We start from the raw sequence: 26,591 nt of genomic DNA, 5'->3' as shown, positions 1-26,591 counted from the left end.
TTGTATTCTGATTATGACAGTATTTTACAACGATTAAATCAAGGCCGATTGTGGGACTTTCATGGTGGTGTGCATCCACCTGAGCTGAAATCACTCTCTAATCAAAAAGCCATTGAAACTATAACCATGCCAAAAACTCTGCATGTTATGGTGAAGCAACATATTGGCGTAGAGGGAGGCTTATTAGTCAAGGAAGGCGATCGAGTACTCAAAGGACAACCTTTGAGTCATAGTACAAATCCCTTTTCGGTCCCTGTACATGCCCCCACATCGGGTTACATTCGTCACATTGGACCCCATGTTTCAGCTCACCCTTCCGGCCTGCCAGAGCTGGCTATAGAAATAACTACCGATGAATTTGAAACCTGGGCTCCCCTTAACCCTATTTTAGATTATCAACAAAAACCCAAATCAAAAATCGTTGAAGCAATATGTAATGCTGGTATTAGCGGTATGGGAGGAGCTGGTTTTCCAACCCATATTAAATCGTCTCCGAAGAAAAATGTTGAATTTTTGATTATCAATGGTGTGGAATGTGAGCCCTACATAACGTCTGACGATCGGCTGATGCGCGAGCATGCATGGCAGATTCGACAAGGTATTGATATTTTAGTGCACCTGTTAGCACCAAAGTTAGTGATTATTGCGGTTGAAGACAATAAACCTGAAGCAATTGAAGCTATGCAAGTTGCTTGTCAGGAAAATGCTAAGTACAGAGTTGTTGCCATCCCAACCAAATACCCCGCGGGCGGTGAAAAACAACTGATTCAAATTTTAACTAATCGCGAAGTCCCCGGAAACGGACTGCCCATTGATGTGGGTGTCATTATGCAAAACGTAGGAACCTGTTTCGCCATTGCCGATGCTATTTTTACTGGGACTCCTCTTATTCGGCGCGTGGTTACGTTAACCGGACAAGCATTCAAACGTCCGCAGAACGTTTGGGCGCCCATAGGTACACCCATCTCACATTTATTGGAAATTGGTCAATATAAGGCTCACAAACAGCGGGATCGAAAGCTCATTATGGGTGGGCCTATGATGGGGTTTGAAATTGTTGATGATCAGGTGCCGGTGGTTAAAATAACCAATTGTATACTTGCCCCATCAGCCAATGAAATTCAAGCCCCCGGCGCAGAGCAGCCTTGTATTCGATGCAGTGCCTGTGCAGACGCCTGCCCTGCTAGCTTGCTGCCACAACAATTATTTTGGCACAGCCAAGCGAAAGAATATGAAAAGGCCAATGAATTAAACCTATTTGATTGTATTGAATGTGGTGCCTGCGCATACGTTTGCCCCAGTGAAATTCCACTGGTTCACTATTATCGTGTTGCCAAAGCCGATATACGCACCCAAGAACAGGAAAAAGCACAAGCCGACAAAGCCAGATTAAGATTCGAGGCACGTAAAGAACGCTTAGAAAGAGAGCAAAAAGAGCGCGAAGAAAAACATGCCAAAGCGGCCGAAGCGCGCAGAAAAGCAATGAGCGAAAAAGGCAATGATGCGAAAGACAAGATAGCGGCGGCCTTAGCTCGAGCAAAAGCTAAAAAACAAGCCAACTCGGCTCAGTTAGAGTCGCAACAAGCTTCTCCTCAAAAAGCACAAACAAGCGAAGCCTCAGAAGCACCGCAAACAGCTAATAATAGCAAACAAGACAAAGTTGCAGCGGCTATTGCTCGAGCCAAAGCGAAACGCGCAGCGGCCAAGGAAGCGGCGGTAAAAGAAGCCAACCCCGCGTCGGAAGATAGCAATACTGGAATAAAAGAAACGGACGCAAATAAAGCTCCCACAACAAGTGATGTTGTACCTGAAGCACCAGCCAAAGCTGCCAATTCCAACAAACAAGAAAAAGTGGCGATTGCTATCGCTAAAGCAAAAGCAAAACGCGAAGCGATTAAGCAGGCGCAACAAGCTGAAACAGCAAAAACAGTAGCAGCAACAGAGACTGCGCTAAAAACGACGCCAGTTACCGACGAGCAACAACAACTGCAAACTGAAGATGTGCATCAGGAAAAATCAGAGCCCACAGCAAAACAAAAAGCAATAGCAGCGGCAATTGCCAAAGCCAAGGCTAAAAAATTAGCTAACGCTAAGCCCGCAGCAAGTCCATCGGTAGAAAAACAAATATCCACTGAAAAAAATTCAGAACAACCTGAAGTCGCTAATGATGAGTTGCAAACAAGCCAGCAACCAGAAAAATTAACTGCTGCACAAATTCGCAAGCAAAAAGTCGAAGCCGCAGTCGCAAAAGCACGAGAACAAAATCGTATTGCGAAACTAAAGCGTGCCGAAAAGGCCGCTAAAAAGCCGTCTAGCTCCACAGCAGACAAGGATGAAAGTTAATCCCCATGAGTTTTAAATTTGCCAGCTCGCCCCACCAAAGAGTAAAACGTAATACTGGTCAGGTAATGCGTTTAGTTATGTATGCAGGTATTCCAGGCTTAGCTGTACAAACATGGTTTTTCGGTTGGGGAGCATTAATTCATTTTATGATCGCCAGCATCACCATAATAGTCACTGAAGCTGCCATTCTTGAAATGCGTAAAAAGAATTTTGAAGTCGCGATAAAAGATTGCAGTGCTTTGGTTACCGCTTTTTTAATCGCCGTGAGTATTCCACCATTTGCTCCTTGGTGGATCACAGTAATAGGTAGTATTTTTGCCATTGCGATAGTCAAACAACTTTACGGTGGATTAGGGTTTAATTTATTCAACCCTGCCATGGCGGCTTATGTGATGCTGCTTATCTCGTTTCCAGTGCAAATGTCTACTTGGGCGATTCCACAAGCATTAAGCCAATTTCCACAATCATTTTTAGATTCATTTAGTATCATTTTTAGCGGCTTTAGTGCTGACGGTTACAGTATTGAGCAACTGCGAACTCACGTTGATGGCTATACAATGGCCACCCCTCTTGATGCTGTCAAAACCGCAATTTCCCAAGGCTTAACCGTACAGGAAAGCGTGCAAACCGCAGTATTTAATAATGGTCTGGGCGTAGGCTGGTTTTGGGTCAATTTTGCCTATCTTTTAGGCGGTTTACTGTTATTAAAAGTAAATGTCATTAAATGGCATATTCCGGTAGGTATGATTGCTGGCATTATAGGATTGTCACTGGTTATGTACTTGGTAGATGATGGAGTCTATGCAAGTCCAATGTTCCACCTATTCAGTGGTGGCTTCATGCTTGGGGTGTTCTTTATTGCCACCGATCCGGTATCCGCGACCACCACCAATCGAGGACGTATAATTTTTGGTTTTGGGATAGGTGCATGGGTATACATTATTCGTACTTGGGGGGGTTACCCTGATGCGATCGCATTTGCTGTATTGATCATGAATATGGGTGTTCCTTTGATTGATTATTACACCAGACCAAGGACTTATGGCCATCACACAGAACACAAAAACGTGATTAAAGTCAAACAGATAGATAGCGGAAATACAGGTAAGGAGGACTAGTTAATGAAACAAAGTATCGTTAGCAATGGTCTTAAACTCACCGCGTTTGCTTTAGTGACAACGGCGATCATAGCCATAACCTATGCCGTAACTGAAGATCAAATAACCGAGCAGCAAATACAAAAGCGCCTGGCTATTTTGAACGCAATTATTCCGCAGTCTTTATACGATAATGATATTCACCATGATTGCACTCAGGTTGTAGATACTGAATATTTAGGCTCGAAAGACCCCCAGACCGTATATTTAGCAAGAATGAACAACGCGCCTTCAGCGGTTGCAATTGAAACAACTGCGCCAGACGGATACAGTGGTAAAATTGAGCTAATAGTAGGCATTAATATGCAATCGGAAGTGACCGGAGTACGTATTTTGGATCATAAAGAAACTCCAGGGTTAGGTGACAAAATCGATATCCGTATCACTGATTGGATTACTGCATTTACTGGCAAGTCTGTTACTACTGATAACCACAAAGATTGGCAAGTGAAAAAAGACGGTGGCCAATTTGATCAATTTACCGGCGCAACTATTACCCCACGGGCAGTGGTAAAAGCGGTCAAAAATGCGGTGTTATATTTTCAGCACCACCAGCAAGATCTTTTTAACGCCACAAAGACCTGTGAAGCCATGAAAGACCAGCCAATTAACGGCAAGGTAGAATAAGATGAATCAGTTTAAAGAACTCAGTTGGCAAGGATTATGGAAAAATAACCCCGCCATAGTACAACTGCTGGGACTATGTCCACTCCTAGCTGTGACCATGACAGTCATCAATGGGTTAGGTTTAGGTCTTGCCACAACTTTGGTATTAATTGGCTCAAACTGCACAGTCTCATTGGTGCGTAATTTAGTCCCTAATGAAATTCGTATACCAATATTTGTGATGGTAATTGCCGGCTTTGTTACCGTTGTGCAATTGTTAATGAATGCCTACACTTTTCGACTTTATGAAGCGCTAGGCATTTTCATTCCTTTGATAGTCACCAATTGTGCCATCATTGGACGTGCAGAAGCCTTCGCGTCGAAAAACCCTGTGGGTCATGCTGCATTCGATGGTTTGATGATGGGGCTTGGTTTTACCCTTGTGCTAGTGATTTTGGGAGGCATGCGTGAACTCTTAGGTTATGGCACCCTATTCTCTGGTGCCAACTTACTGTTCGGTGAATGGGCAAGTGTGTTAAAAGTGACGGTATTCGAAACCGATAGCCCTTTTTTACTAGCCATACTGCCGCCAGGTGCCTTCCTCGGCATGGGGTTACTTATTGCTCTTAAGAATGCGTTAGATAAACGGGTTGAATCTTGGGTGGTGACACCACAACAAGATAAAGTGGTACAGCGCGCCAGAGTGACGGCGGAAAGTTAAGGTAGTTGAAGTCATGAATAACCAAAAACGTCGGGAAATTCTGACGCGACTGCGAGCAGAAAATCCTGAGCCAACCACAGAATTGAATTATTCTAGTCCCTTTGAATTATTGATAGCCGTATTGTTATCAGCTCAAGCCACAGATGTGGGCGTCAATAAAGCCACGGCCAAACTTTACCCGGTGGCCAATACACCACAAGCCATATTAGATTTAGGCTTAGACGGGCTTAAATCTTATATCAAAACCATAGGCTTGTTTAACACCAAAGCCGTCAACACCATGAAAACCTGCCAAATGTTGGTGGACTTACACGGCGGTGAAGTGCCCGAAAACCGTGAAGCCTTAGAAGCCCTACCCGGCGTGGGACGTAAAACCGCTAACGTAGTACTCAACACCGCCTTCGGCTGGCCCACCATCGCCGTAGACACCCACATATTCCGCGTTTCCAATCGCACTAAACTGGCCATGGGCAAAAACGTCGATGAGGTCGAACAAAAACTGCTTAAAGTGGTGCCCGCTGAATTTAAAGTGGACGTACACCACTGGCTAATCTTACATGGCAGATACATCTGTGTGGCCCGCAAACCTCGCTGTGGCGCGTGTGTTATTGAAGATTTGTGTGAGTTTAAGGATAAAATTGAGTAGTCTTCGATAAACGGCTTCGGGGAAAGAACAGACTCGCTGATTGAAGAATTAGCCGAAATGACAAAACGTAACGACATTTAATTTGCCTGAATCTCACGCCCGGACAATTTATTGACCTACTTTTTTTTAAGCGTATACTTACTGGTATTGACTGGAAAGGAATTTCAATCAAATTAACCTCAAGGCATGGATTCTGTGTTCAGATTGTTTGTTGTAATATTATTTTTAGCCCCATCAGCTAGTAAAGCATCTGTTTTCGTCAATGATCAATCATTAGTAACGGCAGTCAGTAATAGTGCTGTTTGGCACAAGCTCTTACATTTTGAGGCTGGCTATTTTCATGGAGCAAGAAGCGGCGTTAACACTTCAGACTTTTTTTTATCGCCAGATGGAAGAAAAGACGCTAAAGCTGAATTAATCGCGACGATCGATGCTTTGACTAACGTTGCACACACTCAATGTCAGTTTCCAGCCCGTGCAATTTTTATCGTCAAGAATTTTCCAAATTTAGCTCTCCCAAAAACCCAATGCGAAGGCTACAAAGCGTATTTAGATGCCTTTCAAACCCAAAGTATGAGTCTCATATATGCAAGTGGATATTTAGGCAATCCTGCTTCAATGTACGGGCACGTGTTTTTAAAATTTAACGATGAGGTTGAACATAACCTGCTCGATAATACGTTTTCTTATGGCGCAAAGGTACCTGAAAATGAATCTCCGTTAGTGTATGTAGCAAAAGGTATTTTTGGAGGTTACGAAGGTAAGTTTTCCAACCAAAAATATCACCACCAACATTTGACTTATAATGAGTCAGAGCTTAGGGACCTATGGGAATATAAGCTCAATATTGGCGAAGATGATATTTTATTTTTACTTGCCCATTTATATGAATTAGAAAATACAAAAATGAAGTATTACTTTTTTAAGCAAAATTGTGCATTCCAGCTCGCAAAATTGCTTGAACTTGTCATAGATGTCCCGATAATTGCACCCCATAAATCATGGGTAATGCCATATGACCTTATTATGATGCTCAATAGACACGACGCTGAGCATCATCTTATTGTCGATGTCGCTTATCGAGGATCTCGGCAAGAAGCCTTGTACGCTAAGTGGAATCAGCTCAGCAAGCAAGAAAAGAAAAGTCTTGTTGAAATCATAGGAACATCTTCAATAAAAGTAAGTTCAGTATTAGTCAAACTCACATCACAATCGGCCAAAAAAGTTATAGATACGCTATATGACTATTACGCTTTCATAGAAGTAAAAGAAAGTGAGTTAGATGAAGAACAAGCAGCAAAAAAGAAAGAACTATTATTAGCGCGCTTTGCGCTACCCGCAGGTAAAACACAATGGGTAACTCCAATCCAGAAACCGCCACATATGGCGCAAGATACGACGATGCTTCAGGTCAGCGCAGTGCACAATGAAAAATTTGGAGAAGCATTAGAACTGCGATTTCGAGCGAACTACTATGATTTACTGAGCGTCAACGCTGCGCGTATTCCGTTTTCAGAACTAAGCACCTTCGATTTGAGATTATTGTATTCTCAGGATAACTCATCTCTTGAGATGCGAGAATTGACACTATTACGCATTATTAATCTTAACGCTTCTAATACTGACTTACCCTTTGATAGCGAGTATGCGTGGAAGGTCGCTGTAGGCTACAAACCACAATCGTTATCCTGTACTCGTTGTTCTAACGCATACGTTGACGGTTTTATAGGTAAAGCATGGTCACGTGGAAAAAGCTTGGCTGCTTACGGAGCACTTTCTGTAAGTGCAAGAGGATCTAACGAGTCTGGTGGATATCTTTCTGCAGGACCCGAGATAGGTGGAGTGTTTAACATCACACCGCAATATGCTGTATTCCTAGCAATAGGGTATCAGTCGTACTTAAATGATCTGACACAAGATCGTAAATATTTGGCATTCGAACAGCGTTTTTTGGAACACCGTTCATATGATATACGGACATCGATTAACTATGATGAATCGTTTGAGTATGCCATTAATTTTTCTTTATATTATTGAGGATAACAATTATGAAAAAAACTACACTTGTAATTGCTTTAGTTACAGCTTGCTTATCTACTTCTGCAACGGCGCAGGAAAAGAAAGTTAATCCGTGGAAGCAATGTGGTATTGGTGCAATGATTTTTGATGACAATAGAACCGCAGCGGCGATTTCTAACGTTATTTGGGATCTTGGTACAACAGCCGTGTCTTCAAATGTTTCTTCGCAAGACAGCTGCAAAGGTATCGACGTTACCGCAGGTCTTTTTATTCAACAAAACTTTGATATCGTTGTTGAACAAATCAGCCAAGGTGAAGGCGACCACTTAAACGCAATACTCGATATTCTAGAAGTTGAAATTGATTCGCGTGCAGACGTTATTGCAAATGTCCGTAGCAATGCAGCTATTGCAATTGCTGCTAATTCAGCTACGCCTGAAAGTGTTTATAACATTGTTGTTGCAAGCATCTAAGTGCGAAATTAGGTCAGTTTTCCTACCGTATTAAAATAATTGCCAGTGAAACGTAGCACGGATCACTGGTTGTAGCATTTTACCTCTTATCTTTCGTAAACACATAGACAAACGATACAACCGTAGCGCCCATCAAAGCGTTTGATGGTATGGGACTAGCACAACAGTCACTTAGGTAAATTAATTGTCGAGGCTCAACATCACAAGCGATAATCGCTCTCTATCGTCTCATTCCTATTATATTTACTTACCAAAAAAACAGATTGATTACTTAAATTTAGGTGCCTACAACTTTTGTAACTATCCCTGAAAATAACGCTGCTAATTGCTATTCTCTGACAGACATAAAACCTTAACCTGTTTTTATTCTTCAATCACATTTGAGCAGTAGCGTTCACATCGATAAGCTTACTGTAGGTTCTAATAGCTCTTAATATATGACTCGATATAACGTTGAATTAGCTCAGCAATATACAATCAAAAGTCTGTCAGCAAGCTAACACAACTTTCCATTTTAGTTGGATAGCATTACTAAAATTTAACTTCTCCATATCTACTTTCCTTATCTTTTGGCTGGCCCACCATCGCCATGAACTCCCACATTTTCCGCGTTTCCAATCGCACTAAACTGGCCATGGGCAAAAACGTCGATGAGGTCGAACAAAAACTTCTTAAAATAGTACCTGCCGAGTTCAAGGTAGATGTGCATCATTGGCTTATTCTTCACGGCCGTTATACCTGCGTAGCCCGTAAACCACGTTGCGGCAGCTGTATTGTCGAAGGTTTGTGTGAATTCAAAGATAAAACGGAATAGCCCTAGGTCCATTTTAAGTGAATTGGGGAATTAACTTAGCATTTTCATCAGGTACGCTTTGGGCGATAGTGAACATTGTACAACAGGAAAGAAAACAAATAATCAGAGCTTAGAGTGGATTAGTAACGAATGTACATACGTACTACCAAAAGCGAATTGGTCTTAAAATTGCTTCATAGTTATTAACATTCAATTATCAGCTAAAGACAATGCAGATATCTTCCAGTTACGCGTCAAACTCTTTGCAAGCTTATGGACAACGGGAAACCATGGGACGGCAAACGGTTGCCGATGATCCAGCGACTCCTAAAGACAAAGTTACCCTGTCAGAATCCGCTTTAGAGCTTGCCGCGCAAGCAAATAATAATAAGTTTGCCAATAGTCGGGCGGTGCAACTGGCGAATAGAGATGAGCAAACAGCTGAAGAGATGCTGGCTGGTTATGCTCACGAACTTAATCACTCGTTGCAAGATATTTCTAATCTCGATATGGCAACCGGTAGCGGAGCGATATATACAGTAACCGGCCAGCCTGTAACTAAAGAAAGCGAAGCACTTTTTGGACGTCAAAATGCTGCGCTGCGTGAACGTAACGAGCACATGATTAGGCAGGAGCGAGAAAAGGGCACACCGGCAGCACAAATACTAGAGAAAGTAATGCAAGCGATTGATCAGCAACCGCAAGGTTACAAAGATAAGATTGACTGGGCGAGATTGTCTGCATAAGAGTTTTGACTAGTTCATCTAACAGCATGCTGCAATACGGGATAATTTGTGAGGCTCTTACAACCTTTGCAGAACCAACTGTATTATTTCTTGCTCCAGATAGTTAGCTTACGCATGTGATATCCGCTTTGGCCAAAAAAGCAGATCTTAAATAACGATGGTACGAAAGTCTGCTATTTAGCACAAAACAGTCAATCACGTAGATGTAAAGCCAAACATCAACCTTTCTTATACTTCGGCTGGCCCACCATAGCTGTTGACACCCATATATTCAGAGTGTCGAACCGCACCAAACTGGCCATGGGTAAAAATGTCGATCAAGTAGAACAGAAACTACTTAAAGTGGTACCGGCTGAATTTAAAGTGGACGTGCACCATTGGCTGATATTACATGGCAGATACATTTGTGTGGCACGCAAACCTCGCTGTAGCGCGTGTATTATTGAAGACTTGTGTGGGTTTAAGGATTAAACCGAGTAACTTCCCTTCAATATAAGTGACTAACTGCCTCTCACCTCTGATCAATGATGGCAACTGCCGGGCAAAGCAGACAATTAGATGAACGACTATAATGTTAACCTTGGCTTAATAAAATCAATAAAAGCAGTCACATTCTCTGCAACCGAAGAGGATTTATAGTAAACAGCATTAATCAATTCACGGTCAGTACCAACTTGCCTATATGGCTCAAGCAATGATATGAGTCGACCTGATTCAATATCGCCATTAACCATAAAACCAGATAAACAAGTGATACCATTTCCAGATAAAACGAGTTGCCGAATGGTTTCTCCATTGCTAGCTGTCATTGTTGGAATTACGTTACCCCAATCTTTAATAGGCCATTGATTGAGTGACTTTATATTAGAGAAACCAATTAAATTATGCCTTTTAAGCTCATTAAGCGTTTTAGGTTCACCATTTTGTGCAATATATTCCGGGGATGCGACAATAAAAAGAGGACTTCTACCTAAGGTTCTCGCATACAGAGTCGAGTCTTCTAATTTTCCTATTCTTATCGCAACATCTGTGCGCTTTTCAATTAAATCAATAATTCCCTCGTTGGAATTCAGTTCTATCTCTATTTCAGGATAAGCTTTAAGAAATGAACTTATATGTGGAGTTAATTGGTGAAATATAAATGGACTAGCAGCGTCAACACGCAATTTACCTTGAGGCATCTTACCGATAGCAATAATGTCTGCTTCAGCACGTTGAATATGTTGCAATCCTAAACTTACCGAATCGATAAACTTTTTACCTGTATCGGTTAGCATCACTCGCCTAGTAGTCCTATTTAAAATAGTCGTGTTGAGAGCATTTTCAATTTTAGAAACGGAACGGGAAATACGAGCGACCTGAATATTAAGTGCATCTGCTGCGGCAGAAAAGCCACCAAACTCTATGACAGCCAATAAAAGTTCTAAGTCATCAGATCTTGTTTTCAAATTCAAATTAACCTCATTTATTACAAAAGTATTTTGCAAATAACGTTATTTATTACAAAAGTCTATCAGTTAATAATTGCATCAACAAATAAAAGAAGCGGTTTACTTTAACTGGTTACTTTACATCTATTAAACATATTATTTTGGAGACAATGATGCCACTAGCATTGATAGCATTAGCGCTTAGCGCTTTTGCCATAGGAACAACAGAATTCGTGATTGTTGGATTACTGCCAACAATGGCTCAAGACCTTAATATATCTATACCTTCAGCAGGTTTATTGGTTAGCCTCTATGCTTTAGGTGTAGCCATAGGAGCACCTGTATTAACTGCGCTAACAAGTAGGTGGAATAGAAAGCATGTTTTATTATCAGTGATGGGATTGTTTGTCATTGGAAATTTAGTTGCTTGGCAAGCACCGAGTTTCGAAGCATTGGTAATAGCCCGAATCTTAACAGGATTGGCTCATGGTGTTTTCTTTTCAATTGGATCTACTATTGCAACAGGTTTGGTGCCTAAAGAAAAAGGAGCAAGTGCCATCGCCATAATGTTTACAGGGTTAACTGTAGCGTTAGTCACAGGTGTACCACTAGGCACTTTTATAGGTCAGGTGTTTGGCTGGAAGGCTACTTTCTTAACAGTATCAATTTTAGGTTTATTAGCTATGATTGGCAGTGCTATTCTAGTGCCTAATAATTTAAAACAAGCTAAAACTACTCACATTTCATCACAGTTAAAAGTATTAACACACCCTAGATTACTATTAGTTTATGCAATTACCGCTATTGGTTATGGGGGAACGTTTATCGCCTTTACCTACTTAGCCCCAATCCTTAATGAGGTGAGCGGCTTTAATTCAAGTTCTGTTGCGCTGATACTGCTAGTTTATGGTGTGTCAGTCGCTGTAGGCAATATCTGGGGTGGTAAAATGGCTGATAATTTGGGTCCAATTAAAGCATTAACCATCATTTTCGCAGGTCTTGCCGGCATATTATTAATGTTGAACTACACCGCTTATAACGCTATTACAGCAGTGTTTACTATTCTGATTTGGGGAGCATTTGCTTTTGGAAATGTACCCGGTTTGCAGGTTTACGTAGTTAAACTAGCCGAAAAGTACACTCCTGATGCAGTAGATGTCGCATCTGGATTAAATATTGCTGCTTTTAATGTTGGTATTGCATTGGGCGCATGGGGAGGTGGCTATATTGTTGCTGAACATGGTTTGATGAATACTCCTTGGGTTGGTGCAATGGTTGTTTTAGTTGCACTTGTTTTAACTCGCTATAGTGGAATGCTTGATAGAAATGCGGGAAACTTAAAGTTTAGTTAAAGTTTGTATTTAAACCCCATTTACGTCCTATTTAGTGAAACAGCGTTTAGTATTGATATTATTATCAGTTTCAGACTTTTTTGGGGGGCGCTATTGTTGTCAAAAGTGACCGCTGATATTTTTGCGATTAAGATAGGAGGCGGTTTTTGTGTATATTTCTAGCGCTCTATTTGAACTACTATGCCACTGAGGTTGTTTTTAAAGGCTTTAATTTAAATCAAAAGCCAGCTATATACTAATAGAAAATGGCATTAAGGGCAGGCTTTACTAGTCCAGCCCTAGTTCAAACAAGGAGCGCTTATGAATAAGTGGCAAAAGATTACTCTTAAAGTTTTGCTCGCGTTTTCCCTTACCACGACCAGTATTTACTTCTTCGCTCCTTGGGAATATGCACTGTATTATTTAACTCCAGTGCCCAGCACAATTGAGGAACAAGTTAACGAGGCAACTACCCAAGGAATAGACGGGATCATTGTCTATGTGCAAAAGGCAAATAACCCTGCACAATTGTATGTAAGTGGTTGGCATAATAGACAAGAAAAAATACCGGCATATGGCAATGCACTTTTTAAAATTGCCAGTATTGCTAAGTTATATGAAGCGGCGGCAGTTACCAAATTAGCTGCATCCAAGCAGCTTGAATTAGATAAGAACATTGCTGACTATTTACCCCAATTGGCTGAACGTATTGAGTATGCTGATCAAATTACTCTACGTATGCTGGTTGAACATCGCAGTGGGCTCCCTAACTTTACCGATCAAGATGGGTTTGATTGGGCCTCAAACTCCCTTGATGTACTCAGCTTAGTATTAGACAAACCTGCTGATTTCGAGCCTGGAACCGATTACGCATACTCCAATACTAACTATCTGTTGCTTGAAAAAATAATGACAGAAACCTTAGGTTACCACTACTCTCGCTACATAAAGAATGAGATCCTTTTGCCATTAAACTTAAATTCCACGTTTTTCTCCATCAACGAGGTAGATAGTGAGCAGCTGATGAGCGGATATTACGTAGGTTATGATCAAGACTTTAAACACCTCGATCAAGGTTACGTTGCCAGCGCCCAAGATGTGGGGATTTTTTTAAGGGCGCTGAATGACGGCAGTTTATTTACACCAAAAGAAAGAAAAATATATGCGTCACTGTATGAGTATAATCATACAGGCTGGGTGCTCGGCTATTCAAGTATTGCCCGATATCACCCAGATATTGATACCGTTGTCATTCAATTTACCAACACTACCGGTGAAGATAGAGTGATACTTACAGGCATCATATATGACCGAATTATGAGTATCTTACGAAGCCAATAAAATGAATTTTTTGACTAGGTATTGCTAAGGTTTAATTCCCTCATTCCCGCCACAGCTCCGCAAACCTTTATCACCTATGATTTTTCACCTAACAACATACTGCCATCGTCTAAAAAGCTTAAAACAATCTGTATTGCTGGGCGGTTATCGTCAAATAAATAGCTGTATTTCGCCACTATTCTATCTCTATCAACTTGATTTCTTGCTGTCGACATTTCGTCACGAAAAGGCTGCCCTTCCATAATACCGGCATAATGACTGGCGATAGCGGCTGTTGTGCGCAGTGCATTTTCAACTTTGGGGTTTTCTGTAAACGCCTGCGTCAACTGTGTCGAATATGCATAATCGGCCGGTAAAACTAACTGTCCCTGAGTGTTGAATTCTATGCTTGCCGGTGGTGAGGGTATGCCATATTGTGCTAACAATGCTTTAAACTCGTTTTGCGAGTATTTAGATAAGGTATCAATGTTGTGCGCTGTTGGCAGTAATAAGGGTATGTCCTTTAAATTCACCGGGTTAGGTAGCGCGCCAGGCGTGAGATATTCATCTAGATTGATTTCTTGTTGGTCACCTTGGGAAGTATTCATACTGAAAACCGCATTCGTAGCGGGCTTTTCTACCTTTTGAACCTGATGATTTTGTTGATAAGCGGCTAATAATTCCGAAAAGCCATTGTTTCCTTTCGATTGATTAGGTTGCAGTAGAGTTTGTGTGTGAGTTTTAAAAATACGATTGGTGACGTCCATTTTAACCTCTATAATTTTAACTTTGTAAGCTCTCTAAAACATTAAGTACATTGGCTCTTAGCTTTGCATCTTTGTTTTGTACCGTGCCAATAAACTGATCAAACTCCACCGACTTTCTTGCCAAGGCTAATACGTCATATTTTTCATCGGCATCAAAATCTCGACTTGGAGGCGCTCTCATTGCTAATCCCTGTTGTGGCGTGATTAACCCATTTAGTTGTAACTCTGACGACATATGGGTTAATTCGTTATATGACATATTAGTCGGATCATACTGACTAGCAATTTCTTGTAATTTTGTTTCTGCATCAAGGCCGGCCTGGCTCAGAGTGACTTTATCTGCAGCTCTGTCATTGTTAGATAACAGGTTAGAAAGAGTGGTATCTACACCTTGGTTTTTACTGCTTTGATAGATAGAACTCAGCTGACTATTGTTATTTATTTCCATTACATTCCCATTAGTCAATTTAATGCTAATCTCCACTAATTATCGGTTTGTTTAGCATGATAAGTTTGAGCAGCAATGACTATGCCAAAGGTACTGTTTTTGATTTAGGCTGATACAGGTTAACTAACAGGAGCTGCGCCATTAGGCTGCGGGCTAACCCCTTAGGCTGATTTTCAATGGGGTTAAAAAGCAATTAGGCAAATTATTGCCGAGGCTAAGACAATATCGGCAATGACAGGAAAAAAGACAAGAGCGGCAAGTATGATTCCTGCCTCTTTGAGCTTAAAAATAAGACTAATGGCAACATAAAGTTGCAAATTAACTATAGGTTAGCCGAGGAAATTTTACTTAGCGTATCGAATTTAGATAGTGTTTTAGTTAAGATGTTCAGACGATTGTTATTTTCCAATTGCGTTTAACCCTAAACGTTCACCAAACTGTTACTAATACGATAACCAACCTGAGCACCTATAATAATAAATGGAGAAATCATGCACCTTCGTAAACGTCTTGTTCTTGGCACAATACTGAGTCTTTTTAGTGTTAAATTGTTGGCCGCTGAAGCCATTGTGAGCACTGAACAGAAGCAAACCGCCGAGCAGCTTATGCAAACCGCTCTTAAAAGCGAGCTTGGAATGGAAATAGTCACATCATTGACTACTGAAGTTGGCCCTCGTCTAGCGGGCTCTGAAGCGGAAAAACGTGCCAGAGATTGGGGCTTAAAACTAGGTAAAAGTTTAGGGTTTGATAAAGCGAACATTGAACCCTTTACCATGCCATTCTGGGATAGAGGCATCTTACACATATCCCTTACTTCTCCTTACAACCAAGAATTATACGGCACAGCCTTAGGTGGAGCCGCACCATCAAAACAAAACATTAATGCTGAAGTGGTCTATTTTAGAGATATTCACGCACTAATGGAGGTAAAAGAAGGAGCGCTAAAAGGCAAAATCGCGTTTGTTGATGGCGATATCATGGTTAAGAGTCAGGTTGGCGCAGGTTATGGACAGGCAAACCAACGCCGCAGAGTGGGATGGCAACACGCTCAGCGCGGTGGTGCAGATGCATTAGTCGTGCGTTCAGTGGGCTCAGACTCCCATCGATTCCCGCATTCAGGCATGATGAGTAAAGATGGTGACAAATGGGCAAGTATCCCGGTTATTGCCATTTCTAATCCAGATGCTGACCACCTTCGTCGTTTACATAATTTAGATAAGCCCCTTAGCATATCTCTTCACTCTGAATCTGACTGGAAGGGTGAAGTCAGCAGCGGAAATGTTGTTTTTGATTTGATTGGTAGCGAAAAACCGGAAGAGATTGTGCTAATAGGTGGCCATTTAGATAGCTGGGATTTAGGTACTGGTGCTGTAGATGATGGTGCGGGTGTTGCTATTACCACTGCTGCCGCAGCCCTGATTGCAAAGTTACCTAAACGTCCTAAACGGACTATTCGGGTGGTCATGTTCGGTGCAGAAGAAGTCGGGCTTTTAGGTGCATTTGCCTACGCCAAACAGCATGCAGCGAATTTAAGCAATCATGTACTGGCCACGGAGTCAGATTTTGGCGCGCAAAGCGTGTGGCAGCTAGAATCGAACCTCAACCCCGAAGCCACCTTGTTAATCGATGAAATTGGCAAAATTCTAGCCCCATTAGGTATCGTTAGAGGTCGTTCAGATGCGCCTAGTGGTGGACCGGATATTATTCCAATGGCCGCCAAAGGCGTACCAACAATTCGTTTAAATCAAAACGGGCAGGATTATTTTGATCTACACCACACCCCTGACGATACCCTGGATAAAATTGATGCCGATGAATTAGCCCAGAATATTGCGGCCTATGCTGCCACTATTTATTTACTTGCCGATTCGGATGTTGAATTAAAGCCATAAATAGCAGCGGTAAATTTAGCCTATCAACCTAAATCCCCTAATCCTCAAACTTACCTAGGATTAGGGGTTTAGAAAATAATAACTAATAGACTAGTGTGCCGCGAATCGGGTAGTCCGTTTGTTTACGAACAAAGGTTAACCCTCTCACTACCACGTCTAATTCTGGGCGTAAAAAAGGCGCATTGGAAATATCCACAGCCTGCAATACCCCCTCCCCGTTTATGACAAACAGGGCCGGTTCTGAAAAATCATGATCGGTTTCTTTATCAGAGCGTGGAGCAGAAATATACAAGCCTAGCTGTTTCATTTGCTCAACGGTTACCCCATAAGCGATAGGAAAAGACACATCTAAGCTGTCCATGTTGTCGGTTAGTTGTGCCTTTGAATCTGCTGAGACGGCAGTGACACTCACCCCAATAGCATTTAACGCTTCTTTGTGCTGCTCTAATAAGTTTAAGTAGCGTACACACAAGGGGCAATGTTTGCCTCTATACACCACCAGCATTTGCCAGTCGGCATCACCGTGAGCCTGTCCTAAATTAACCCTAGAGCCATCAAGAAGCGTTGCCTCAATGAACGGAAAACTACTACCGGGAATGGGTTTTACTAAATTTGTCATGTTGAACTCTTTACCTTATTTGTGAATCTCAGCGTTTTAATCCATAGAATGCTGGCAATGAATACGGATAGCGCCATACAACTTAAAAATATATTGTCAATTCCACCTGGAATGTACTCAACAAAAGACGTTAAGAACTGCCCTAAAAACACCGCCATGGTGAAGTGCGATAAATTTCTACCGCGCACCTTTACTGCACTTCGCGCAACGGTCATGTGATTTAATAAAGGAATACTAAATCCAAAACCAAAGCCGATAATAACCGCACCAATTACTAAACAGACTGTGCCTGTTTGTATAAAGAAAATGTAAGACACCGCAAAATTAATAAACGCCACGGATAAAACACCTTGTTCACTAAGCAGTTTACAAAGCTTGGGTAAGAAAGAGGCTGCTAATACCGCCATCAATGAAATAAAGGCTAACAAAAAGCCCACTTGTGTTTCATTGTAACCTTGCCCTTGCATATTACTGGGCATTAAAACAAAGGCAGTGAAAAATAAAACCATCGACAGCATTGCACTAAGGTAAACACTGTTGAGGGAAAAGCCAGAGAGTAATTTTGGCGAGTCTTCTTCAGGTTCCGCTTGTATTCCAGCCGGATATCGACGGGGAACGAAAAGTAACAGCATCACCAAAAATACCCAAGCAATTAAATAAAGTGACAGCGGTAACGCCCAATGTTGAGCGGCAAGCAAGCCCCCCACAAACAAAAATACCACCCCGCCTAGCTCAATTGCCATGCCCTGTTTGGCAATCATATTTAAACGTTCTTCAGCAAAATACCAATGAGAAATTAACACCGTACACCCAGCCATCACGACCGACGTCATTCCCCCGAGTAAAAAACGATTGGCAAATATCCAAGCCGGCGCGTGCAACCAATATACACTCGCCCCCACCAGCCCATACAAAAATAAACCAATAATCAGCGCTGGATAAGCGCCATATTTATCTATCAATTTCCCCGAAATTGGCGCATAGATAACCGCGCCCAGGGCGGGCAATGTAACTAACAATATGGCATTGTCAGCTACCCCAAGGGCATTGGATATACTGACCAATCCTGGTGCTATAACGGCCCCTACCATAATGGTTAAACAGGCAATACAGAGCAAGGTATAGCTACCTAGACTGTTGAGTTTATTCATGAAAAGTCTCTCATACTGTTGAAAGTGAATGCAGTTTAGTTTTTGCAATCGAATTTAAAGCCGCACTAAACAAAATAAATAGCATACTGATGGCCACTACACCGGGCCATTGAAAAAGTGAAAATACCCGCAGACCAGCAGCCGAGCCTAACGCTCCACCTAAATAATAACCGAGCATGTAAATACCATTAATTCGGCTTTGGGCGGTTGGATCAATACTAAAAACACGCACCTGATTGGCCACCTGTGCACTAAAAATGGCAAAGTCGATAAGAATAATTCCGATAATTAACGATATAAGATTGCCAGCAAATAATCCCGTTATGGCAAATCCTACTGCGGCTAAAACGAGGGCCATTTTGATTAAGGTTTTAGAACCAAATCTATTCACCCATTTACCGGAAACCTTCGCCCCAATCACACCAGCCAATGCAATCACACCAAACAATCCGGCTTGTTGAGCATTGTAATCAAAGGGGGCTTCGCTGACATAAATAGCCAATGTTGCCCACAGGACATTAAAGGAAGCAAACCAAAGTGCGCCGGAAAAGGTAAACAGCTGCAGTGATTTATGCTGGCAAAATAGGCTCAAGGTACTTTTTATTAATGGCCAATAGCGCAACGACGCTTGGGGTTTATTCACGGGTAAGAATATCCAAAGCAATACACCAAGTAAGGCGGCCAATAACGCTGACATAACGAATACACTGCGCCAACCCAACAGCTCCCCGACCAATCCACTTAAGGTTCTAGACAGTAAAATACCAATGGTTAATCCCATCATTAATGTGCCAAGGGTTGTACCTTTGTTTTCCATAGGCACCATTGAGGCGGCAAAAGGAATTAACTGCTGAGTAATATTGGCACTGGCACCAATTAAAAACACTGCGATTAACAGTATTGTGATGTTAGATGCCCACACTGCCATTCCACAAGCAAACACTAGCACGCAGGATAGTATACCTATTAGTTGCCGCCGCACGACTGAATCACCGAGTGGGGATATAAACAATAAAGCAAAGGCATAACCCAGTTGGGTTAATCCTGGAACACTGCCAAGTTGCGAATCACTTAAATTAAACTCATTGGCGATTAGCGGCAAAATTGGTTGACTGTAATACAAGTTTGCGGCTGTTGCGGCAATGGCTGTGGTCATTAGCAGTAGCATAAAGGGACTTAACAACTGCTCTGGCTCCGAATGAGTCATATTTTATGTCAGGTAAATAAATCATAGCGCCAGCATAAGGCTTATTTATCAATAACAAAAATGATAACATTTTATGGAATCTATACAGATTTTACATACAAGTAAACTTGGGGGTAATCGTGGACATAAAAACATTAAAAAGCTTTATAACTGTGGCTAAACACAAAAGCTTTTCAGAAGCTGCGCGAGAGTTACATACTGTACAACCGGCCATTAGCCGACATATTTCTGCATTAGAGGCGGAGCTTGAGGTAAGGTTATTTAATCGAAACTCTCGAGATGTCGTGATAACCCCAGCCGGTGAGCAGCTGTTAACAGATGCTAGCGCGATTCTAACCCTTACAGATAAGGCAAAAAGCCAGGTTAAGCGTGCCCACAGTGGAAAAGTGGGTACACTGAATATTGCTCACTTAAGCTCAGCTTGTTTATCATTTATGGCCACTTTGATCCGAACCTATAAATCCCAGTTTCCTGAAGTCCATGTTAGCCTATTTGAAATGACAGCAACGGAACAAATTGAGGCTTTTAAGCAAGATAAAATCGATATTGCATTTTCAAGGCCCCTGCCCACGCCCATTGCTGATGAGTTTATTCGTCACGATATTTATATCGACAAACTCGTTGCACTAGTCAGCCAAAGCCATGCTCTTGCAGGTGCTAAACAGGTTGAGCTGGCTAAGTTAAAGACTGAACAATTTATTATTTTCAATCGTGATGAGGCCCTTGGGCTCTTTGATGAAACTATCATCCTGTGCAAACAAGCAGGATTTTCACCGGATATCATTAGTCAACCAAAGCATATGCAAACCTTAGTGACAGAAGTGGCTGCAGGTTTAGGGGTGGCGATCGCACCATTTTGTGTTAGTAAACTGTATAGCCGAGGGTGCCATTTTATTGCACTGGAAAATGTCGACACACAAATTCCCCTACAAATTCAATTCAAACAGAATAACCATAGTGCGACCGTGCATGCTTTCCTAAATGTCGCTTTAGCGGCCAAAAGTGAAATTCAGCGCAGTATGGCTAGTTAAAGCTATCATTGGTTAGCGAAGGTGTATGGATTGTTTTTCCCGCTTTCGGTTACTGCACTAAAGTAAGGGTGTTTATTGACTATTTTAGCGAAATTCCCTATTGGGATGAATGACCATATTCATCGAACTTTCATATGCTGGTGTTATGGTTGACGGAATGAATAATTTGAGTGTCCCAATTAAATACAGGTAGGAATATATGCCGTACAAGCTCCCACTATTAATATTGTTGTGCCTATTTTGCACGCAACTTTACGCCAAGCCGATAATTATTGCCCATCGTGGGGCGTCCGGATACTTGCCTGAGCATACCTTAGAAGCCGCTGTCCTTGCATATTCCCAAGGGGCCGATTACATAGAACAAGATTTGGTTTTGAGCAAAGACTTAATACCGGTAGTGCTGCATGACATACACCTTGAAACCGTGACCAACGTCGAACAAATATTCCCAAAACGTCATCGCTCTGACGGCCGCTACTACGCGTTCGATTTCACCTTGGCAGAACTGCAAACCCTTAATGTACACGAGCGGACAAATGACAAAGGCGAACAAGTATTCCCATATCGTTTTCAGGAGCCTCGTAATCAAGAGCGCTATCATGGACAGTCATCATTTAAGATTGCCACATTTGAACAACAAATTAATTTGATTCAACAACTTAATCGGCAATTTAAGCGAGATGTGGGTCTTTATGTGGAAATCAAATCGCCCCTTTGGCACCAAACTCACGGAGCGGACTTAAGTCAAATCACCCTGAATATCCTGCGTAAATACGGTTTGGATAACCAAGACAGCCATGTTTATGTGCAATGCTTTGACTTCGCAGAAACACAGCGTCTTAGGAACGAGTTAAATGCCAAGGTGAAGTTAATTCAGCTTATTGCTGAAAACAGTTGGCAAGAGTCGAATTCTGACTATGAATATTTGAAATCCGCACAAGGTCTCAAAGAAATTGCAAAAGTAGCCCAAGGTATTGGCCCATGGATTCCACAACTATTTGATTTTGCGAATAAAACACCAACTAGTTTACTAGCCAATGCCCATCAAGCAGGGCTGCTAGTTCATCCTTATACATTTAGAAAAGACGACCTCCCAGCCAAGTATTCTTCGCAACAGGTGCTAGACATCCTATTCGAAGATTTAAAAGTAGATGGTTTATTTACCGACTTTACCGATGTGCTGGAAAATTACTTAGAAAAGCGATGATATTGCTCTAGAGTCACTAGTAAAAACTAACAAGCTCGCGATTGCGAGCTTTGTGAATTTAGGGTTTAGCCATTCGAATGATGACTCGACGATTTTTAGCACGAGACATCTTATTCGTATTGGTCGCCGCATGACGGCGTTCACCATGACCTGTCACCTCAATTCGAGAAGAATCTACTCCCATTTCGGTGAAGTACGCCTTAATTTCCTCTGCTCGACGAATAGATAATTGTTCGTTGTTCCAACGACCACCATAACTATCTGAGTATCCATCTAACAAAACCAGCTCAAGATCTGTATCTTCTTTTAAATAGTCCCCGATCATTTGTAGGCGTTTTTTAGAGTATTTGGTTAAGTCTGTACTATTGCTGTTGTAACTTAGCACTGTGTATGCAATATCTTCAAATGCAAAAGGTAATAAATTAGCGACACACTCAGCGAACTCAACATAGGGTTTCGAAAAGTTACTGGCATTTAAACCCACAGCGATACGATCGAAGTCACTATACCAATCTTGATAATATAGTGTTGGCCAAAAACCTTTTTCCAATTCAGTTAACATTGTCCAAGCGGCTTTTTGCGGTAAATCACTATTGTATTGTTTGCGAATTGGCATTTGCGCAATTTCACGCTGCATTTGTCCTGGCATCCATTTGGGTGGGACTGAATAAACGGAGGCAACAGAATAGGTGTTTGGTAACCTTAACATCTGCAACTCAAATTCCATATTCAGTTGCTTAGAAGCCGTGCTGTAAAAAGCAGCTTCTCCATAACCAGGAAGTTGGTGACTCAAAGTACATTGCAAGCGACTTTTTTGACTGACTTGCCACTGAGAATCCTCAACTGGCGCTGCATAATGACGCAAGCTAGCTTGGCTAGCAAAGCTGAGGGTTAAGCCCAAAAAAATCGCGCACTTTTTCATATCAGACAGAAATCCAGTAAATAGTGTTTATCCATTATAGATATCGACACTAGAAACAAAAAGTTTAATCACCCGTTGTGTACGGATAATAACCAACTAGACCTATCAAATGCAAATGCGCCTAAACATATTCACAACTGAACTGGTACAAGGCTTTAAAGGTTGACATAATAGCAAGCTATGTTGTCGATTAATAAGGTTATCATGTCAGATCCAATTCACCTGTTGAACCAACGATTTAGAGGATATTTCCCAGTCGTCATTGATGTTGAAACAGCTGGATTCAATGCGCAAACTGATGCTTTATTAGAATTAGCAGCAGTGACATTGAAAATGACAGCTTCTGGAGACATTCAGATAGATAAAACGTTCCATTACCATATTAACCCTTTCGAGGGCGCAAACCTCGAACAAGCCGCTTTGGACTTTAACGGTATTGATCCTTATTGTGCATTACGAGGCGCGATTGATGAATCTGAAGCAATTAAAAATTTGTGCAAAGAGATCCGAAAAGAACAAAAAGCAGCGGAATGCCAACGCTCAGTGATTGTTGCCCACAATGCATCATTCGACCAAGGCTTTGTGAATGCAGCCATTGAAAGGTGTAATATTAAACGCACTCCTTTCCATCCTTTTGTATCATTTGATACCACCAGTTTAGCCGGTTTAACCTTAGGTCAGACGGTGCTGGTTAAGGCCTGTGAAGCGGCACAAATCGAATTTGACCAAAGAGAAGCCCACTCAGCACTTTACGATACGATGAAAACCGCCGAGTTATTTTGTTTTATGGTCAATAGATGGAAAGCCCTTGGTGGCTGGCCGATATAATTCACAATTCCAAGGGATGCTTTTAACGTGCTCAAAATAGCAGTAACGGGTTTACAAGGCTGAAATAAAAAGTGAGGCCTGAGCCTCACTTAATGTAAATCAACGATAAACCGCAAATTTAATCACAGTGATTAAATATAGGCTTAATCGTCATTATCCGAATCAATATTGTGCATTTCCAAATTACTTAATTCAGTTTGTATCATTGATTTTTTAGCCCCTTCAGAACGGGCCCCATCAACTCTCTCTAAATAAGCTTGGTCAATATCACCAGTTATGTACTCACCATCAAATACAGACGTTTCAAAACGAGTAATGGCAGGATTCTCAGCACTAACCGCTTCAACTAGATCTTGAATATCTTGGAAAATCAGCCCATCAGCTTTAATTAACTCACTAATTTCGTCGATATCGCGGCCGTAAGCGATCAATTCATTTGCACTTGGCATATCAATACCATAAACATTTGGAAAACGAATCTCTGGCGCAGCTGACGCGAAATACACCTTCTTGGCACCTGATTCACGGGCCATTTCAATAATCTGTTCAGATGTAGTGCCGCGTACAATTGAATCATCAACCAGAAGAACATTTTTGTCTTTAAATTCTGATTTAATGGCGTTAAGTTTACGTCGCACCGACTTACGTCTAAGCGTTTGACCTGGCATGATAAAAGTACGACCGATATAACGGTTCTTTACGTAGCCTTGACGGTAAGGTAAGTCCAACTCTATAGCAATTTGCAACGCTACATCGGAAGACGTTTCCGGAATAGGAATAACCACATCAATATCTAAATCAGCCCATTCTTTGGCTATTTTCTGACCTAGCTTTTTACCCATATTCACCCGCGAGGCATATACTGATATTCCATCGATAAAGGAATCAGGTCTTGCGAAGTAAACAAATTCGAAAATACAGGGAATATTTTTAGGGTTTTGCGCGCACTGTTTAGTAAATAATTCACCTTCTTCAGTCACATATATTGCTTCGCCTGGTGCGACATCACGAATAAACGTAAAACCTACGGCATCTAGAGCAACACTTTCGGATGCAACCATATATTCATCACCCTGCTCAGTTTTACGCTTACCTAAAGCAAGAGGACGTATGCCATATGGGTCTCGAAACGCAACCATGCCATTGCCGATAATCGCAGCAACCACAGCATAAGCGCCACGAATCTTCTTGTGCACATTGGCAACCGTGGTGAAAACCTCTTCAGGGGTTAAGGTTAAACCTGCACATTGTTGTAATTCATGGGCAAAAATATTTAATAAAAGTTCTGAATCAGACGTCGTATTGATATGTCGTCTGGCAATACGGAATACTTCATCTTGCAAATCATGGGCATTGGTTAAATTCCCATTGTGTGCAAAAGCAATTCCAAATGGCGAGTTGACGTAAAACGGTTGGGCCTCTGCTGAGCTTGAAGACCCTGCAGTGGGGTAACGCACATGACCAATACCAAATTGGCCTGTTAAACGTTGCATATGGCGATTGTGAAATACATCTCGCACCAATCCATTCGCTTTTCTTAGATGAAACATTTTATCATCTATAGTCATGATCCCTGCGGCATCTTGCCCACGATGCTGAAGAACAGTTAACGCGTCATAAAGTGCTTGACTTACTGCACTCTTTCCAACAATTCCGACAATACCACACATGCAATTTACCTATTTATTCGGCGTTAAAAAACTGGAGTTATTTTGTATAAAACTAAAAAACCACTCAATAATGGGAGTGAATTCAGGAACTAATACTGACTCTATCCACCAAGACGACTCGGAAGCAGTAGTGAAGGTATCTAAGAAGAACAAAGCAGCACTCACAATCAGAATGCCACGGATAATACCAAAAACTGAGCCAAGGGCTCTGTCGGTACCTGTGAGTCCAGTAAACTGTACTAAGCGCGCAATTAAGTAATTTATCAATCCGCCTAGAATCAGCGTACTGGCAAACAAAATCGCTATGGACACCCCATTTCTGACCATCTGATCATCAAATTTAGTCATGTAGACGGCAAGGTATTCATAAAATTGGCTAGCAATAAAAAAAGCGGCGAACCAAATAGCTAAAGAGATAGCTTCTTTAATAAATCCCCGTACCAAACTTATAATGGTGGAGACAGCGATAACGCCAATGATGGTGAAATCTATCCAATTCATAATGACCCGGTCATATTAATTGTTGGTTCGTTAAAATCGCGCGCATTCTATCAGAGATAGCATATATTTCTAGTATTCATTTCACTGTGAATGGTGTTACTCGACCCTGCAACTTAGTCAATTCGCGAAGATGTGGAACCGCTTTTTGCAGTTTTTCTTTATTTAACTCAGGTCCAACAAACACTTTTGTTAACTCACCAGTGCTCGTTTGAACTGGTCGACTGAATGCTTGATAACCTGCATTTCGCAGTGTACTAAGCAATTCGCTGACATTTTTTTGATGACGAAACACACCTAATTGAACAACCCAACCTGCTTTGGCTAGTAAACGATTATCCATTTTACCGGGATTGACTTCTACTTTGTCTTCAATCGAGTGATCTATTTCGCTCGGGGTAATTTTTTTATTTTCAGTTTTTTGAGAAGATGAATCATTAACCGGCGAGTCTTGGCGCGATGCCAGCTCGTTGTTATCTTCATTTTGGTTAATCTCAAAATCGTCGATTGCTACGTCAGGTACAATTTCAACCTTGCGATTTACTTCTTGTTCGACTTGCTCGAGAGGGAAATCTTGCGTTTCATTAAGTTCACGCATTTTAGGTTGATCTGGTATTGATTCAAATAGATCTTGGCTAGTTTGTTTTTCACCATCGAGCAAATCAGGCAGAAAAATCACTGCTAATGCAACGACTATAATGGTGCCCACCAATCGGTTTTGTAGTGCTGAAGACAAGACTTTTCCTCTTTTAGACCAGTAGCATCG

Annotated in this window: 24 protein-coding genes and 2 pseudogenes; 16 read left to right on the top strand and 10 right to left on the bottom strand. The window is 41.6% G+C overall.

What is annotated here, in order from left to right:
- From rsxC to VUI23_RS06650, 10 genes and pseudogenes are all read left to right on the top strand, one after another.
- A complete protein-coding gene (rsxC, locus tag VUI23_RS06695) occupies window positions 1–2,343 on the top strand; it encodes an electron transport complex subunit RsxC (RefSeq protein ID WP_342807430.1) in 2,343 nt (780 codons plus the stop codon).
- 5 nt (window positions 2,344–2,348) lie between these two features.
- Window positions 2,349–3,461: an electron transport complex subunit RsxD gene (gene rsxD, locus VUI23_RS06690; protein WP_342807428.1), complete on the top strand. Its 1,113-nt coding sequence runs from the start codon at window positions 2,349–2,351 to the stop codon at window positions 3,459–3,461.
- 3 nt (window positions 3,462–3,464) lie between these two features.
- Window positions 3,465–4,127 carry an electron transport complex subunit RsxG gene (gene rsxG / locus VUI23_RS06685; protein ID WP_342807426.1) on the top strand — a complete coding sequence of 221 codons (663 nt, stop codon included), beginning with the start codon at window positions 3,465–3,467 and terminating at the stop codon, window positions 4,125–4,127.
- A gap of 1 nt (window position 4,128) precedes the next feature.
- Window positions 4,129–4,827, top strand: a complete 699-nt coding sequence (locus VUI23_RS06680; protein WP_342807424.1) for an electron transport complex subunit E — start codon at window positions 4,129–4,131, stop codon at window positions 4,825–4,827.
- A gap of 13 nt (window positions 4,828–4,840) precedes the next feature.
- On the top strand, window positions 4,841–5,473 hold the full coding sequence (gene nth, locus VUI23_RS06675; RefSeq protein WP_216050249.1) for an endonuclease III: 633 nt from the start codon (window positions 4,841–4,843) through the stop codon (window positions 5,471–5,473).
- A 195-nt stretch (window positions 5,474–5,668) separates the two neighbouring features.
- Window positions 5,669–7,510 carry a DUF4105 domain-containing protein gene (locus tag VUI23_RS06670; protein WP_342807422.1) on the top strand — a complete coding sequence of 614 codons (1,842 nt, stop codon included), beginning with the start codon at window positions 5,669–5,671 and terminating at the stop codon, window positions 7,508–7,510.
- 11 nt (window positions 7,511–7,521) lie between these two features.
- Complete coding sequence (locus tag VUI23_RS06665; protein WP_216050247.1) at window positions 7,522–7,965, top strand: DUF3015 family protein; 444 nt, start codon at window positions 7,522–7,524, stop codon at window positions 7,963–7,965.
- A gap of 553 nt (window positions 7,966–8,518) precedes the next feature.
- Window positions 8,519–8,779: pseudogene (locus tag VUI23_RS06660) on the top strand (endonuclease III); the annotation flags it as partial.
- A gap of 209 nt (window positions 8,780–8,988) precedes the next feature.
- Window positions 8,989–9,504 carry a hypothetical protein gene (locus tag VUI23_RS06655; RefSeq protein ID WP_342807420.1) on the top strand — a complete coding sequence of 172 codons (516 nt, stop codon included), beginning with the start codon at window positions 8,989–8,991 and terminating at the stop codon, window positions 9,502–9,504.
- 234 nt (window positions 9,505–9,738) lie between these two features.
- Window positions 9,739–9,975: pseudogene (locus tag VUI23_RS06650) on the top strand (endonuclease III); the annotation flags it as partial.
- Between the two features lie 95 nt (window positions 9,976–10,070).
- Here VUI23_RS06650 and VUI23_RS06645 read toward each other — a convergent pair.
- Window positions 10,071–10,952, bottom strand: a complete 882-nt coding sequence (locus VUI23_RS06645; RefSeq protein ID WP_342808254.1) for a LysR family transcriptional regulator — start codon at window positions 10,950–10,952, stop codon at window positions 10,071–10,073.
- Window positions 10,953–11,107: 155 nt separating this feature from the next.
- Here VUI23_RS06645 and VUI23_RS06640 point away from each other — a divergent pair, with 155 nt between their 5' ends.
- Together VUI23_RS06640 and VUI23_RS06635 are read left to right on the top strand one after the other, a co-directional pair.
- Window positions 11,108–12,286 (top strand): MFS transporter, encoded by a 1,179-nt coding sequence (locus VUI23_RS06640; RefSeq protein WP_342808252.1) that lies wholly within the window; start codon window positions 11,108–11,110, stop codon window positions 12,284–12,286.
- Window positions 12,287–12,586: 300 nt separating this feature from the next.
- On the top strand, window positions 12,587–13,606 hold the full coding sequence (locus tag VUI23_RS06635) for a serine hydrolase domain-containing protein (protein WP_342807419.1): 1,020 nt from the start codon (window positions 12,587–12,589) through the stop codon (window positions 13,604–13,606).
- Between the two features lie 74 nt (window positions 13,607–13,680).
- Here the strand turns inward: VUI23_RS06635 and VUI23_RS06630 are convergent, their stop codons facing one another.
- Both VUI23_RS06630 and VUI23_RS06625 read right to left on the bottom strand, forming a co-directional pair.
- Window positions 13,681–14,352 carry a hypothetical protein gene (locus tag VUI23_RS06630; protein ID WP_303500235.1) on the bottom strand — a complete coding sequence of 224 codons (672 nt, stop codon included), beginning with the start codon at window positions 14,350–14,352 and terminating at the stop codon, window positions 13,681–13,683.
- A 16-nt stretch (window positions 14,353–14,368) separates the two neighbouring features.
- Window positions 14,369–14,800: a hypothetical protein gene (locus tag VUI23_RS06625; protein ID WP_342807417.1), complete on the bottom strand. Its 432-nt coding sequence runs from the start codon at window positions 14,798–14,800 to the stop codon at window positions 14,369–14,371.
- Between the two features lie 491 nt (window positions 14,801–15,291).
- Between VUI23_RS06625 and VUI23_RS06620 the strand changes: the two genes are divergently transcribed.
- On the top strand, window positions 15,292–16,692 hold the full coding sequence (locus VUI23_RS06620; protein ID WP_342807415.1) for a M20/M25/M40 family metallo-hydrolase: 1,401 nt from the start codon (window positions 15,292–15,294) through the stop codon (window positions 16,690–16,692).
- An 82-nt stretch (window positions 16,693–16,774) separates the two neighbouring features.
- Here VUI23_RS06620 and VUI23_RS06615 read toward each other — a convergent pair whose 3' ends face one another.
- The 3 genes from VUI23_RS06615 to VUI23_RS06605 are packed head-to-tail and all read right to left on the bottom strand — an operon-like array spanning window position 16,775 to window position 19,669.
- Window positions 16,775–17,311, bottom strand: coding sequence for a redoxin domain-containing protein (locus VUI23_RS06615; protein ID WP_342807413.1), 537 nt, complete (start codon window positions 17,309–17,311; stop codon window positions 16,775–16,777).
- The gene (locus VUI23_RS06610) at window positions 17,308–18,462 is read right to left on the bottom strand and encodes an MFS transporter (RefSeq protein WP_342807411.1); all 1,155 of its coding nucleotides are present in this window, start codon (window positions 18,460–18,462) and stop codon (window positions 17,308–17,310) included. The genes VUI23_RS06615 and VUI23_RS06610 overlap by 4 nt, the downstream gene beginning before the upstream one ends.
- A 10-nt stretch (window positions 18,463–18,472) precedes the next feature.
- Complete coding sequence (locus VUI23_RS06605) at window positions 18,473–19,669, bottom strand: MFS transporter (protein WP_342807409.1); 1,197 nt, start codon at window positions 19,667–19,669, stop codon at window positions 18,473–18,475.
- 119 nt (window positions 19,670–19,788) lie between these two features.
- Between VUI23_RS06605 and VUI23_RS06600 the strand changes: the two genes are divergently transcribed.
- Together VUI23_RS06600 and glpQ are read left to right on the top strand one after the other, a co-directional pair.
- Window positions 19,789–20,700, top strand: coding sequence for a LysR family transcriptional regulator (locus VUI23_RS06600; RefSeq protein WP_342807407.1), 912 nt, complete (start codon window positions 19,789–19,791; stop codon window positions 20,698–20,700).
- Between the two features lie 199 nt (window positions 20,701–20,899).
- Entirely contained in the window at window positions 20,900–21,907 is a 1,008-nt protein-coding gene (gene glpQ, locus VUI23_RS06595; RefSeq protein ID WP_342807406.1) for a glycerophosphodiester phosphodiesterase, read from the top strand.
- Window positions 21,908–21,965: 58 nt separating this feature from the next.
- Here glpQ and VUI23_RS06590 read toward each other — a convergent pair whose 3' ends face one another.
- Window positions 21,966–22,829, bottom strand: coding sequence for an OmpA family protein (locus VUI23_RS06590; RefSeq protein WP_216050231.1), 864 nt, complete (start codon window positions 22,827–22,829; stop codon window positions 21,966–21,968).
- 204 nt (window positions 22,830–23,033) lie between these two features.
- Here VUI23_RS06590 and rnt point away from each other — a divergent pair, with 204 nt between their 5' ends.
- Entirely contained in the window at window positions 23,034–23,657 is a 624-nt protein-coding gene (gene rnt, locus VUI23_RS06585; protein WP_303500240.1) for a ribonuclease T, read from the top strand.
- A gap of 143 nt (window positions 23,658–23,800) precedes the next feature.
- Here the strand turns inward: rnt and purF are convergent, their stop codons facing one another.
- From purF to VUI23_RS06570, 3 genes are all read right to left on the bottom strand, one after another.
- A complete protein-coding gene (gene purF, locus VUI23_RS06580; RefSeq protein WP_216050229.1) occupies window positions 23,801–25,327 on the bottom strand; it encodes an amidophosphoribosyltransferase in 1,527 nt (508 codons plus the stop codon).
- Between the two features lie 9 nt (window positions 25,328–25,336).
- Window positions 25,337–25,828, bottom strand: coding sequence for a CvpA family protein (locus VUI23_RS06575; protein ID WP_216050228.1), 492 nt, complete (start codon window positions 25,826–25,828; stop codon window positions 25,337–25,339).
- A 76-nt stretch (window positions 25,829–25,904) separates the two neighbouring features.
- Window positions 25,905–26,561 (bottom strand): SPOR domain-containing protein, encoded by a 657-nt coding sequence (locus tag VUI23_RS06570; protein ID WP_342807404.1) that lies wholly within the window; start codon window positions 26,559–26,561, stop codon window positions 25,905–25,907.
- Between the last annotated feature and the right edge of the window lie 30 nt (window positions 26,562–26,591).

Origin of the sequence: Alteromonas sp. M12 (assembly GCF_037478005.1) — a bacterium.
Taxonomy (GTDB): Bacteria; Pseudomonadota; Gammaproteobacteria; order Enterobacterales; family Alteromonadaceae; genus Aliiglaciecola; species Aliiglaciecola lipolytica_A.
This window is presented reverse-complemented; position numbering and strand designations above follow the sequence as displayed.

Excerpts from the sequence above, each read along its gene's own strand:
- purF (WP_216050229.1), bottom strand. The coding sequence starts at position 25,327 with ATGTGTGGTATTGTCGGAATTGTTGGAAAGAGTGCAGTAAGTCAAGCA.
- VUI23_RS06625 (WP_342807417.1), bottom strand. The coding sequence starts at position 14,800 with ATGGAAATAAATAACAATAGTCAGCTGAGTTCTATCTATCAAAGCAGT.
- VUI23_RS06590 (WP_216050231.1), bottom strand. The coding sequence starts at position 22,829 with ATGAAAAAGTGCGCGATTTTTTTGGGCTTAACCCTCAGCTTTGCTAGC.
- rsxG (WP_342807426.1), top strand. The coding sequence starts at position 3,465 with ATGAAACAAAGTATCGTTAGCAATGGTCTTAAACTCACCGCGTTTGCT.
- glpQ (WP_342807406.1), top strand. The coding sequence starts at position 20,900 with ATGCCGTACAAGCTCCCACTATTAATATTGTTGTGCCTATTTTGCACG.
- rnt (WP_303500240.1), top strand. The coding sequence starts at position 23,034 with ATGTCAGATCCAATTCACCTGTTGAACCAACGATTTAGAGGATATTTC.
- VUI23_RS06610 (WP_342807411.1), bottom strand. The coding sequence starts at position 18,462 with ATGAATAAACTCAACAGTCTAGGTAGCTATACCTTGCTCTGTATTGCC.
- VUI23_RS06640 (WP_342808252.1), top strand. The coding sequence starts at position 11,108 with ATGCCACTAGCATTGATAGCATTAGCGCTTAGCGCTTTTGCCATAGGA.
- VUI23_RS06575 (WP_216050228.1), bottom strand. The coding sequence starts at position 25,828 with ATGAATTGGATAGATTTCACCATCATTGGCGTTATCGCTGTCTCCACC.
- VUI23_RS06605 (WP_342807409.1), bottom strand. The coding sequence starts at position 19,669 with ATGACTCATTCGGAGCCAGAGCAGTTGTTAAGTCCCTTTATGCTACTG.
- VUI23_RS06655 (WP_342807420.1), top strand. The coding sequence starts at position 8,989 with ATGCAGATATCTTCCAGTTACGCGTCAAACTCTTTGCAAGCTTATGGA.
- VUI23_RS06615 (WP_342807413.1), bottom strand. The coding sequence starts at position 17,311 with ATGACAAATTTAGTAAAACCCATTCCCGGTAGTAGTTTTCCGTTCATT.
- VUI23_RS06665 (WP_216050247.1), top strand. The coding sequence starts at position 7,522 with ATGAAAAAAACTACACTTGTAATTGCTTTAGTTACAGCTTGCTTATCT.
- VUI23_RS06630 (WP_303500235.1), bottom strand. The coding sequence starts at position 14,352 with ATGGACGTCACCAATCGTATTTTTAAAACTCACACACAAACTCTACTG.
- rsxD (WP_342807428.1), top strand. The coding sequence starts at position 2,349 with ATGAGTTTTAAATTTGCCAGCTCGCCCCACCAAAGAGTAAAACGTAAT.
- nth (WP_216050249.1), top strand. The coding sequence starts at position 4,841 with ATGAATAACCAAAAACGTCGGGAAATTCTGACGCGACTGCGAGCAGAA.
- VUI23_RS06680 (WP_342807424.1), top strand. The coding sequence starts at position 4,129 with ATGAATCAGTTTAAAGAACTCAGTTGGCAAGGATTATGGAAAAATAAC.
- VUI23_RS06635 (WP_342807419.1), top strand. The coding sequence starts at position 12,587 with ATGAATAAGTGGCAAAAGATTACTCTTAAAGTTTTGCTCGCGTTTTCC.
- VUI23_RS06620 (WP_342807415.1), top strand. The coding sequence starts at position 15,292 with ATGCACCTTCGTAAACGTCTTGTTCTTGGCACAATACTGAGTCTTTTT.